The sequence below is a fragment of the Lactonifactor longoviformis genome, from assembly GCF_042848515.1.
Classification (GTDB): domain Bacteria; phylum Bacillota; class Clostridia; order Lachnospirales; family Lachnospiraceae; genus Lactonifactor; species Lactonifactor longoviformis.
Genome location: NZ_AP031453.1, coordinates 72,931 through 84,968, shown reverse-complemented (window position 1 = coordinate 84,968; position 12,038 = coordinate 72,931). Strand labels below are relative to the sequence as shown.

The 12,038-nt window shown below is 42.5% G+C and carries 14 protein-coding genes; 12 read left to right on the top strand and 2 right to left on the bottom strand.

Annotated elements, in window-relative coordinates:
* Positions 1-281 precede the first annotated feature (281 nt).
* The 12 genes from metG (at position 282) to ACGHCT_RS00335 (ending at position 10,277) form a co-directional block, all read left to right on the top strand.
* Entirely contained in the window at positions 282-2,243 is a 1,962-nt protein-coding gene (gene metG / locus ACGHCT_RS00390; protein ID WP_242946826.1) for a methionine--tRNA ligase, read from the top strand.
* A 323-nt stretch (positions 2,244-2,566) separates the two neighbouring features.
* Positions 2,567-3,109, top strand: a complete 543-nt coding sequence (locus ACGHCT_RS00385; RefSeq protein ID WP_103710964.1) for an NADH peroxidase — start codon at positions 2,567-2,569, stop codon at positions 3,107-3,109.
* Positions 3,110-3,269: 160 nt separating this feature from the next.
* On the top strand, positions 3,270-3,659 hold the full coding sequence (locus ACGHCT_RS00380) for a transcriptional repressor (protein ID WP_103711489.1): 390 nt from the start codon (positions 3,270-3,272) through the stop codon (positions 3,657-3,659).
* 170 nt (positions 3,660-3,829) lie between these two features.
* Positions 3,830-4,372, top strand: coding sequence for an NADH peroxidase (locus ACGHCT_RS00375; protein WP_103710964.1), 543 nt, complete (start codon positions 3,830-3,832; stop codon positions 4,370-4,372).
* A 137-nt stretch (positions 4,373-4,509) separates the two neighbouring features.
* Positions 4,510-5,046, top strand: coding sequence for a rubrerythrin (rbr, locus tag ACGHCT_RS00370; protein ID WP_390437556.1), 537 nt, complete (start codon positions 4,510-4,512; stop codon positions 5,044-5,046).
* A gap of 197 nt (positions 5,047-5,243) precedes the next feature.
* Positions 5,244-5,666, top strand: a complete 423-nt coding sequence (locus ACGHCT_RS00365) for an AraC family transcriptional regulator (RefSeq protein WP_154261154.1) — start codon at positions 5,244-5,246, stop codon at positions 5,664-5,666.
* Positions 5,663-6,253 carry an ATP-dependent Clp protease proteolytic subunit gene (locus ACGHCT_RS00360; protein WP_390437554.1) on the top strand — a complete coding sequence of 197 codons (591 nt, stop codon included), beginning with the start codon at positions 5,663-5,665 and terminating at the stop codon, positions 6,251-6,253. The genes ACGHCT_RS00365 and ACGHCT_RS00360 overlap by 4 nt, the downstream gene beginning before the upstream one ends.
* A gap of 142 nt (positions 6,254-6,395) precedes the next feature.
* On the top strand, positions 6,396-7,211 hold the full coding sequence (locus ACGHCT_RS00355; protein WP_072853308.1) for a MerR family transcriptional regulator: 816 nt from the start codon (positions 6,396-6,398) through the stop codon (positions 7,209-7,211).
* A gap of 110 nt (positions 7,212-7,321) precedes the next feature.
* Positions 7,322-7,798, top strand: a complete 477-nt coding sequence (locus ACGHCT_RS00350; RefSeq protein WP_072853306.1) for an SAM-dependent methyltransferase — start codon at positions 7,322-7,324, stop codon at positions 7,796-7,798.
* Positions 7,799-8,068: 270 nt separating this feature from the next.
* A complete protein-coding gene (locus ACGHCT_RS00345) occupies positions 8,069-8,731 on the top strand; it encodes a hemolysin III family protein (RefSeq protein WP_072853304.1) in 663 nt (220 codons plus the stop codon).
* Between the two features lie 212 nt (positions 8,732-8,943).
* Positions 8,944-9,810 carry an effector binding domain-containing protein gene (locus ACGHCT_RS00340; RefSeq protein WP_390437552.1) on the top strand — a complete coding sequence of 289 codons (867 nt, stop codon included), beginning with the start codon at positions 8,944-8,946 and terminating at the stop codon, positions 9,808-9,810.
* Between the two features lie 2 nt (positions 9,811-9,812).
* Entirely contained in the window at positions 9,813-10,277 is a 465-nt protein-coding gene (locus ACGHCT_RS00335) for a hypothetical protein (RefSeq protein WP_072853300.1), read from the top strand.
* A 129-nt stretch (positions 10,278-10,406) separates the two neighbouring features.
* Here ACGHCT_RS00335 and ACGHCT_RS00330 read toward each other — a convergent pair whose 3' ends face one another.
* Both ACGHCT_RS00330 and ACGHCT_RS00325 read right to left on the bottom strand, forming a co-directional pair.
* On the bottom strand, positions 10,407-10,841 hold the full coding sequence (locus ACGHCT_RS00330) for a hypothetical protein (RefSeq protein ID WP_390437551.1): 435 nt from the start codon (positions 10,839-10,841) through the stop codon (positions 10,407-10,409).
* 170 nt (positions 10,842-11,011) lie between these two features.
* Positions 11,012-12,031: a DUF4179 domain-containing protein gene (locus tag ACGHCT_RS00325; protein ID WP_390437550.1), complete on the bottom strand. Its 1,020-nt coding sequence runs from the start codon at positions 12,029-12,031 to the stop codon at positions 11,012-11,014.
* Positions 12,032-12,038: the final 7 nt, after the last annotated feature.

Genomic DNA, 12,038 nt, shown 5'->3' with positions numbered 1-12,038 from the left:
GAGAGGTGCACCGAACGGTATATCCGCCGCAAGGCTGCAACAGGATTCGCCTGTTATAGCGAAAGAGTATAGACCCGGTACAGACACCCCGCCGGTATAGGTACTCCATGAGGTTCATATCGCGAGATATGGATAAATAGAAGTGGTAACACGGGACAATCCCGTCTTCTGGAATGCAGCTGCATCCGGAGGGCGGTTTTTTTTGTTTTACTGCTCAATATCGTGCTTTACTAATACAAGCAAACAAGGGAGAGTTCCATCCCAGCCAGGAGGAAATGAACATGGAAAAAAAGAAATTCTATATGACAACGGCAATCGCCTATACTTCAGGAAAGCCTCATATCGGAAATACCTACGAGGCTGTTCTGGCAGACAGTATTGCCAGATTTAAGAGACAACAGGGTTACGACGTATTTTTTCAGACAGGAACTGACGAGCACGGCCAGAAAATCGAATTAAAGGCTGCCGAGGCCGGCGTAACCTGCAAAGAGTTCGTAGACAGCGTAGCCGGAGAAATCAAAAGCATCTGGGATCTGATGAATACCTCTTACGATAAATTTATCCGCACCACAGACGCAGACCACGAAAAACAGGTCCAGAAAATCTTTAAGAAGTTATATGACAAGGGGGATATCTACAAAGGATACTATGAAGGCATGTACTGTACCCCCTGTGAGTCCTTCTTTACGGAGTCCCAGCTGAAGGACGGCAAATGCCCTGACTGCGGCCGAGAAGTCACCCCTGCCAAAGAAGAAGCTTATTTTTTCAAAATGAGCAAATACGCAGACCGTTTAATAGAGCACATCAACACCCACCCGGAATTTATCCAGCCGGTATCCAGAAAAAATGAGATGATGAACAACTTCCTGCTCCCGGGCCTGCAGGATCTCTGTGTCTCAAGAACCTCATTCAAATGGGGAATCCCCGTGGATTTTGATCCTAAGCACGTAGTCTATGTATGGCTGGATGCCCTCACAAACTATATTACAGGCATCGGATACGAGTGTGACGGAGAAAGCTCTGACCTGTTTAAGAAAAACTGGCCTGCAGATCTTCACCTGATCGGCAAGGACATCATCCGCTTCCATACCATTTACTGGCCAATCTTCTTAATGGCACTGGATCTTCCCCTTCCCAGGCAGGTATTCGGCCACCCATGGCTGCTCCAGGGCGAAGGCAAGATGAGCAAATCCAAAGGTAATGTTTTGTACGCGGATGAACTGGTAGACTTTTTCGGAGTTGACGCAGTGCGTTACTTTGTGCTTCACGAGATGCCTTTTGAAAATGACGGCGTCATAACCTGGGAACTGATGGTGGAGAGAATGAACTCAGAGCTGGCCAACACCCTGGGCAACCTGGTGAACCGTACCATCTCCATGTCCAACAAATACTTCGGGGGCGTTGTTTCCAACACAGGCGTTGAAGAAGAAGTTGACGGGGATCTGAAGTCCGTAGTCACCGCTGCCAGAGAAAAGGTGGCCGCTAAAATGGAAGATCTGAGGGTTGCCGACGCAATCACTGAAATATTCGCAGTCTTTAAGCGCTGCAACAAATATATTGATGAGACAATGCCATGGGCTCTTGCCAAAGATGAGTCAAAAAAAGAAAGACTCTCCACTGTGCTCTACAATCTGGTAGAGGGAATCTGTATCGGCGCCGGCCTTCTGGAGTCCTTTATGCCTGAGACTACCCAGAAAATCCTGGGCCAGCTGCATGCAGAGAGAAGATCCTATGACCAGCTGTCCACCTTTGGGTTATATCCCTCCGGCAGTAAAGTAACAGAAAAACCGGAAATCCTGTTCGCCCGCCTGGATGTAAAGGAAGTATTGGCGAAAGTAGAAGAAAAAAAGGCCGCCGAGGCTTCTCAGGAAGAGTCTCCCGCTCCGGAATCCAACGGAATTGATATAGAGGCAAAAGAGGAGATTACCTTTGACGACTTCATGAAAATGCAGTTCCAGGTAGGAGAGATCCTATCCTGCGAGGAAGTAAAAAAATCCAAAAAGCTGCTATGCTCCCAGGTAAAAATCGGCAGCCAGGTTAGGCAGATCGTATCTGGAATCAAGGCACATTATACAGCAGAGGAAATGGTAGGGAAAAAGGTTATGGTGCTGGTGAACCTTAAACCAGCCAAACTGGCAGGCGTTGTGTCCGAAGGTATGATACTCTGTGCAGAAAATGAAAATGGTGAACTGGCCCTGATGGTTCCGGAGAAAGATATGCCGGCGGGGGCGGAGATCTGTTAAATTATAGTTTTGTGTATGTGAAGTTCGGGGTGAAATAGTCGGCAAGCGGAGGGGCGCAGACGGACGGTCAAGGGAGGAGGTCTTAGGGCTATGGTAAGGGAGGGTACTGCTTACCATAGCCCCAAGCCATATCCCCGCGTTTTCCATGAGATGGGGAGGCGTAATCCATATATTTCTAATTTTTTTCAATTTATACTTGACTTTTTTAATCTAATAAGTTATATTGATATCAGTAACAATTACTATTATTAAAAAACGTACAGGTTACATAATGTAACAGGTAACTTTACCATTAAATTTCAAACAAAAAAGGAGAGATCATAATGAAAAAATTCGTATGCAGTGTATGTGGTTATGTTCACGAGGGAGATGCAGCACCTGAAAAATGTCCGGTTTGCGGAGTTCCCGCTGAGAAATTCATCGAGCAAGGCGGAGAAAAGACTTGGGCTGCAGAGCACGTTGTAGGCGTGGCAAAGGGCGTTAGCGAAGACATCCTTGCTGACCTGAGAGCAAACTTTGAAGGTGAATGTTCAGAAGTCGGTATGTACCTTGCAATGGCAAGAGTTGCCCATAGAGAAGGATATCCTGAAATCGGTTTATACTGGGAAAAAGCTGCTTATGAAGAGGCAGAGCACGCAGCTAAATTTGCTGAGTTGCTTGGGGAAGTTGTAACAGACAGCACCAAGAAAAACCTTGAAATGAGAGTAGAAGCTGAAAACGGCGCTACTGCCGGTAAGTTTGACCTGGCTAAGCGTGCAAAAGCCGCTAACCTGGATGCTATTCACGATACCGTTCATGAAATGGCCAGAGATGAGGCACGCCACGGCAAAGCCTTCGAAGGTCTGTTAAAGAGATACTTCGGCTAAACTTTAATGGGGGACGTGTTCTTTCTAAAAAGAACACGTCCCAAAATAAGACCGGCCTGTCCCCTTTTACCCTTTCATTTTTTTATTTTATACTTGACTTTTTTAATCAAGTATAGTATAGTAATATTAGTAACAATTACTATTATTGAAAGGAGGAAATATGGCGGCATTAAAATACAGTCGACAGCGGGAATCCATTAAAGAGTTTCTGCAAAATCGATATGATCATCCCACTGCTGATACTATCTACGACAGCATCCGTACCATTTATCCGAATATCAGCCTGGGTACTGTATACCGCAATCTTTCCCTTTTGGCCAATATCGGTGAAATTAACAAGATCTCTACCGGTGACGGCCCTGACCGTTTTGACGGCAATGTAGCACCACATTATCACTTTATCTGCCGCAGCTGCCACAGTGTCATCGACTTGGACATGGAAGACATCGGTTATATAAAAGATGTGGCCAGTAAAAATTTTAACGGAAAGATCGACGGTCATATAACAAATTTTTACGGCATTTGTGAAGAATGCATAAAAAACCTGTAAACATAGAAAATTTTTCCAAAATATACTTGACAATTTTAACCCAATATGTTAAATTAATATCAGTAACAATTACTATTATTAGCACGCAACATCATAGTCCCTCCAAAAACTATGAGTTAAGCATTTAAAACCCAAAAAACAATTTTTAAAAAAGAAAAGGAGAATTCACAATGAAAAAATTCGTATGTAGTGTATGTGGTTATGTTCACGAAGGAGATGCAGCACCTGAAAAATGTCCGGTTTGCGGAGTTCCCGCTGAGAAATTCATCGAGCAGGGCGGAGAAAAGACTTGGGCTGCAGAGCACGTTGTCGGCGTGGCAAAGGGCGTTAGCGAAGACATCCTTGCTGACCTGAGAGCAAACTTTGAAGGTGAATGTTCAGAAGTCGGTATGTACCTTGCAATGGCAAGAGTTGCCCATAGAGAAGGATATCCTGAAATCGGTTTATACTGGGAAAAAGCTGCTTATGAAGAGGCAGAGCACGCAGCTAAATTTGCTGAGTTGCTTGGGGAAGTTGTAACAGACAGCACCAAGAAAAACCTTGAAATGAGAGTAGAAGCTGAAAACGGCGCTACTGCCGGTAAGTTTGACCTGGCTAAGCGTGCAAAAGCCGCTAACCTGGATGCTATTCACGATACCGTTCATGAGATGGCCAGAGATGAGGCACGCCACGGCAAAGCTTTCGAAGGCCTGTTAAAGAGATACTTCGGTTAATTTATTCTTTTGACTAATTTGTCTCACAAATTTTATATTCATACAGTATATGCGGGCAGAGGTTGACGGAATCGAAGCCCGCATATATGATATACATAAAGGTGTAGTCATTAACCAAACCAAAGGAGGATTTTACAATGTCTAAATACGCAGGAACTAAAACAGAGCAGAACTTGATGGACGCTTTTGCAGGTGAATCACAGGCAAGAAATAAATATACATACTACGCTTCCGCTGCAAAGAAAGCCGGTTATGAGCAATTAGCTGCTTTATATCTGGAAACAGCAGATCAGGAAAAGGAGCATGCTAAAATGTGGTTTAAAGAATTCCACGGAATTCTGGATCCGGTGGCTAATCTGGAAGACGCAGCCAGCGGTGAGAACTATGAGTGGACTGACATGTATGCACGCATGGCCAGGGAAGCCAGAGAAGAAGGCTTTGAGGAACTGGCACAGAAATTTGAAGGTGTTGCCAGAGTAGAAGCTGCTCACGAAAAACGCTACTTAAAGTTACTGGAGCATATGAAAGCAGAAGAAACCTTCAAAGGAGACGCTCCTTTGGGATGGAAATGCAGAAACTGCGGTTATGTACACGAAGCTGACCAGGCTCCTGAGGTTTGTCCGGTATGTGCCCATCCGAGAGCTTACTTCGAAAGAAAAGCTGAGAACTATTAAGATACATAAAATCCTATCACTTTACGATGAACGCTGCCCTATAAAACTGGGGCGGCGTTTTTTTTGTCAGCGCACCAAATAATGCTTGTAAGGTATATTGGCACACTTTGTGAAAGACCCAATTGTCAGCAATACAGCACTTTTTATTAAGACACACAAGCTCAGGCTTGTTATAATAATAAAAAGGAGGCAAAACTATGAAACAGCAAAACGAGATTGTAAAAAAAGTCTTGAATTATATTGAGGATAATATTGAGAAAGAAATTAACGTAGATAAGATTGCCAGAAGCGTTGGATATTCAAAATTTTATCTTAACCGGTTATTTTCGGAATGTACTGGAATTACCATTTATAAATACCTTCAAAGCCGCAGACTTACAATCGCTGCGGAAAAATTGATAAAAACGAACGATCCAATCACAAGAATTGCTTATGAAGCTGGATATGAATCTCAACAGGCATTTTCACTTGCTTTTAAGCAATTATATGTATATCCCCCCAAAACTTATAGGAATATCGGGGTGTTTGTACCAAAGCAAAGCAGAATCTCCCTGTGCAAGAATTTCTATAAAACAAAATATAGTCTATTTATCAGTATGTGCAAGGAGAACGCAGCATGAGTACAATTCCTTATGTCATTGAGCAAACGAGCCGGGGGGAACGCAGCTATGATATTTTTTCACGTTTGCTGTCAGACAGAGTTATATTTCTGGGAGAAGAAGTAAGTGACACCTCTGCCAGTTTAATTGTGGCACAATTACTTTTTTTGGAAGCCCAAGATCCAGACAAAGATATACATATATACATTAATAGTCCGGGAGGTTCTGTAACTGCCGGGTTAGCAATTTATGACACCATGAAATACATCAAGTGTGATGTCGCTACTATATGTATTGGCATGGCTGCAAGTTTTGGAGCATTTTTATTAGCCGGAGGTACACATGGCAAGCGTATGGCGTTACCTAATGCTGAAATCATGATACACCAGCCGGCTATGCATGGGAACGGTATCCAAGGACCAGCCAGCGATATAAAAATAATGTCTGATTATATGCAAAAAAGCAAACAAAAATTAAATAGAATATTATCCGAAAATACAGGGCGCACCATGGAAGAAATTGAAAAAGATACCGATAGGGATTACTTTATGAGTGCCGAAGAAGCACTAACATATGGTCTGATAGATTCTGTTATTTCCAGTAGATAGTAAAACAAGGAGCATCGCATTGTTTAAAATGCGGTGCCCTCTCTTTTCTTACCTTGAAGAACCAGTATGAACTATATATAATACTATGCAAGGGCTTATACACAAGAAAGTCCTTAGTATCTTTCTATAAATGGAGGCACCTATGTTCAGAATCGGAGAATTTTCAAAACTTACACAGGTAACTATCCGCATGCTGAGATATTATGATGAAGCAGGGCTGTTAAAACCCGCCAGGATTGATCCCCAGACCGGTTACCGTCTGTATTCCATAGAGCAAATACCCATTCTTAACAAAATTATATACCTGAGAGACAGCGGTTTCCAGGTGTCTGAGATAGCAAAGGTGCTTGAAAGCTGTGACTGTACAGCAATGATCGAAGAGCTGGACAGGAAATATTCAGAAATAGAGCAATCTATTCTTCTGGAAAAAGAAAAACTCAAGAAAATTCAACTTGCCAAAAAAGAACTTTTAACCGGAAAAAGTGAGATACATTACCATGTTACCGTTAAATCTATTCCTGCTTATCAGGTTCTCTCCCTGCGAAGGATTATTCCAGATTATTATGCCGAAGGAGAGCTGTGGAGTGAATTATCTGCGTTTGCTTTAGAGCAGAGAGTACCTGTAACAGAAGAAACCTTTTCTATATATTACGACGAGGGGTATAAAGAGCAAAATGTTGATGTGGAACTGTGTGCTTTGGTAAAAACACCCGGTAACAGTTGCGGGGAGTTCGCATACCGCATAACAGAACCTGTACCTTCTATGGCCAGTACCATGGTTTACGGACCATTTTCCAACATAGCCGGAGCATACCTGTCATTTGCCCGGTGGCTGCAGAAGAACAGCGAATACAGAATGGGGAACCCAACCCGCCAAATCGTCCACCGCGGTCCTTGGAATGAGACCTCTCCCCAGAATTATTTGACAGAAATACAGATACCTTTAGAAAAAAACTAACGCCGCGCCGTGCAATTACATATTGCATGGCGTTTTTCCTTGACTCTCACATGGTGTGAGGGTCTAACTTGAAATCATAAACAATTATTCAAGAAAAACGGAGGTAATTTATGTCAACCTATCAAGTACATTCTATCGGAACCATCTGCAACAATGAAAACGGTACTTTTGTTCAGCTGAATCCCCGGGTAATCCCTGCACTCCAGGCATTAGACGGATTCAGCCACATTAACGTTATCTGGTGGTTCAGCCACTTTGATGACCACGGGGCCCGATCCGTCCTCACCGCAGAACAGCCCTACAAAAATGCTCCCGAAATCATGGGTATCTTTTCCACAAGATCCCCTGTGCGGCCCAATCCCATCGCCCTGTCCACTGCAGAAATTACGCATATCGATTATGAGAAGGGAATCATTCACCTCCCCTACATCGACGCCGACCACAATACACCAGTCCTGGACATAAAGCCGTACACTCCCAGTCTGGATCGGGTAGAAAACCCCAAGGTGCCGCAATGGTGCAGCCATTGGCCAAAAAGTCTGGAGGAATCCGAACAGTTCCCATGGGAAGAAGAGTTTAATTTTTAAGTAAAAGGGACAGGTCTCATCCAATTTGGGACAGGCCGTTCTTAATTTGGGACGTGTTCTTTTTAGAAAGAACACGTCCCTCTTTCTCCTTTATATACTTTGTCTATCAAATAATTTAAATATACCCTTGATTTTTTAAATACGAGGGTGTAATATACTTATATCAACATGTAGTTTTAATAACTACATGTAATAGTTTTTCTTATTTTACCATATATTATTTGTGCAATTATATAGCAATTAAGCAACAGTATTAAAGGAGGAATTATTATGAATTTTAAACCAAAGGAACCTGGAAGTGCCATTACTCATTTTATCGGATGCCTCATGGCTGCTCTTGCCGCCCTGCCTCTGCTTCTGAAAGCGGCCCGTGAACCTGGAAATATACACATGATAGCTATGAGTATTTTTATCTTAAGCATGGTTTTACTGTATGCTGCAAGCACAATCTACCACACAGTGGATGCCTCTGATACTATTAACAGACGGCTCCGGAAAATGGACCATATGATGATCTTTATCCTGATCGCCGGCAGTTATACTCCCATTTGTCTAATTGTTCTGCACGGCAGGACTGGTGCAATGCTCTGTGCAGTAGTATGGGCTGTGGCCATTGCCGGTATTCTGATTAAGGCTTGCTGGATCACCTGTCCCAAATGGTTTTCTTCCGTACTGTACATTGCTATGGGGTGGCTTTGCGTTCTGGCATTCCGCCCAATTATGAACACACTTTCTCCCGCTGCATTTGGCTGGCTTTTGGCTGGCGGGATTATCTATACCGTAGGAGGGATCATCTATGCCCTGAAGCTGCCGATTTTCAATTCTAAGCATAAAAATTTTGGGTCACATGAGATTTTCCATCTCTTTGTTATGGGCGGTAGCATATGTCACTTTATTGTTATGTATTTCTTTGTTGTTGGTATGCCTGTATAATAAACTGCGGCGTGTTCTATTTCAGGAACACGCCGTTTTTCTTACTGCTCAGTTTATTGTTCAAGATATCGCACTCCCCTAAGAAGGCACACAAAATTTTATACTCCAATCCCCATTTCCTATATTTACTATCCGCCTCGTACACAAAAAGAGAGGTAATATCCCTCCGCAAATGATACAATAGTAAATCATATAAAGAATGAGGATCGCAAATGGATTGGAACGACAAGCTTCAAAGGATTATTGATTATACAGAGGATCATCTGCAGCGGAAAGAGGAGCCTGTAGACATGGATGAAATCACGAGAATATCCGGCTGTTCTTACCATTTTTTTCTGAAGGTCTTCTCTTATATGAACGGGATAAGTTATGCCGAATACGTGCGTCACCGCAAACTAACACTGGCCGGATATGATCTGAAAAGCAGCCCTATTAAGGTAGTGGATTTGAGTTATAAATACGGGTATGACTCACCAACATCCTTTACAAAGGCATTTCAGCAGTTTCATGGAATTTCACCCAAAGAGGCAAGAGGCGCATCTGCCAGGCTGCAGGTACTGCCACGAATGCAGGTATATACAAGGAATAAATACTCCTGGAGGATTGAGCATAAGCCATCTTTCCGGCTTATTGGGAAACGGGCCAGTATTTCATGCATAGCAGGATCTCCCCAGACAGAAATACCTGGTTTCTGGAATGAATGCCAGAAAAACGGCATTTATTCCCGGATAATTTCTTTAGATACTGGTAAACCCAAGGGATTATTCGGCATATCAGAAAAGTATGACGAGGCATCAGACCAGCTTTCATACGCAATCATGGCAATTTCGGATTATATCCTGCCGGAAGGATTTTGTGAAATGCAGATACCGGAAACGTCCTGGGCAGTCTTTGACTGCAGGGGGCCGGTCCCCCAGGCAATTCAGGAGGGATGGGATTATTTGCGGAAAGAGTGGCTGGTGAAATATCCCTTTCAGCACGCCTCATGTCCGGAACTGGAGTGGTACAGTGACGGAAATTCTTACAGCAGTGAATATCCCAGTCAAATATGGATACCTATTATAATTAAGGAGGATTAAAAATGGTACATTTAGTATATTGCGATAATACAGGGAAAAAGGGAGAGAAGGTACTGGATAAAATTATAAACGGAACAAAAACCATGGTGGTCAGAGGTGCCGCTGGCAGAAAAATACCCCACAGCAGGGTATTCCCAGGAGAAACTCTCTACTTTATGGAAAAGGGAAGCCTTTTAATCTCAGCCAAAGCAGTTGTCTGTAATGTGGAGAATTATGTAAAGCTCCCAGAAGATGAAATTACTGCTATATTAGAAAAAAACCAGAGTAAGTTAAACCTATCGGAAAAGCAGAAAACCCGCTGGCATAAAAAATGCCTTTGCCTGGTAGAATTTGAATCAGTCCAAAAGATACCGCCTCTTACCTTTGAGCATCAGGGGAATATGGATGATTGGCTGATTCTTGAAAAAATTGACGATGTGGTAGTTGGGACCAGCATCCCATATGATTACAGCAAATCTAAATTTTAATTACAATAATATATTTCTAGCCATTATTGAAAAAGGTACATTTCATATTAAAACAGAATTAGGACGGGCGAGATCTTCTTTGTATAGTTCAATAACAAAAAATCCAATCTTTTTAAACTAATAGGTTTTTCACTTAATAAATTGCAAATAATTTTTGTTGTATAAAAGATACGCCGTCCTAGTCTGTGACCCTAAGTATATCTCAGTTGCAAAATAGGCAACTCCATTTCCGCAGTAAACCAAACATGCCCCCTGATTCCGCCATGCTATTTCAATGGCTTCGTCTATTGCAGCCTCTGCCCCACCATCCTCAATATCAATTCCCAGCAAATAACAACTTTTTTCTGCTCCGTATTTAACCAATAAGTCTTTATGATCCGATAGTGGAATCTTCCTTAATGATATTCCTAAGTCCATGTCAAGGTATTTATTATAGTAACAAAGTTCTAGACGGTCCAGGCAACTTCTCCGTTTATCTTCTCGTTTTAATTCATATTTAATTCTCTTTCTAAAGTTTTTTCTAAAAAACAAATTAACTATTAAATCCTCTGTATCCAGTTTCATACTGTTCTCCTCTTAATGACTTTTTTCTGTTATAAGCACTCGATACTCCATAAGCTATATCCTTGTAAATATGGATACAAAAGCTTGGATAACCTTCTATATGCCATCCAAGCTTTTATTTATAAAACATTATACCATTTTTTGTATACTAAAGCATTTCTATCCAGCGTTTACTGCAGTTTAATTTCAACCGCATCCCCCACCTGCTCATAATCACTGCTCATCTTACCGCTTTCCTTAGGAAAGGCTACTGCATACGGCGTCAGCTGCAGACTGGCGGCGTCCTCCGAAATCTCACCTGCCAAATCGTCTATTTTAAGCTTTCCTTTATTTCCTTCTAATCTGGATAAATAGAAACTTACAGGATTCCCCAGGTTATCCTCTCCTTTCAGCATAATATCGTACTCAATTCTCTTCCGGTCTGAGGAAAAATAAATTTTTTGTCCCAGATCGTTGCTGGTATAAGTGTCCAGGGTAATGGAAGAGCCGTCAGGGAGTTCGAAGGAATCATACAGAGGTATCTCCCGGGTATGTTCGGCCAGTTCTTCTCCGCTGGTGGAAAAGGCAAACTCCCAGGCTGTGTCAAAGTCTCCCTGCCGGTAAAACTTCAGTTCGATATCGTACTTTTCATCCATATTCAGATTTTTTACATCACAGTTTATGACACTTTCGATTGTGTCCTCGCTTATTTTCCTTGCGCCCCCGCTGGCTGAACCAGACGCTTCCCTGCCGTTAATATAAAGAAACGCGTCCAGCGAAGCCTCTGCCTGGCTTTTTTCTGTTGGGTAGCCATCCTCAGAGGTCTGCGTGACCGAAATTACCAGTTCATCCTTGTCCAGGATCACCTCGTTTAATGTCACTGTCAAGCCTTCCTTGGTAACAGACTTGCTAACCACTGTTTTGTATGGAGCCAAATCCTTTTTAATTCCTAAAAAAGATGCAATGTCATAGGAAACTGCCTTAATCTGGGCATATACCTGATCGCTGAACATTGTAATGCCCACAGCGCCCAGTACTGCTGCTGCACAGGCGGCTGCCGCTGCTGTTTTCCTGACTCTGTGTTTTTTCTTCCTTAACTTGCCGGTATATACTTTCAGCCTTTTCTTCTCAAACTCTGACAAGTCCTCTCTTTTGTAATGATCCATATCGGTTTCTATTTCATTTAGTAAAGTATAAATATTTTTTTCCATGGCTTCT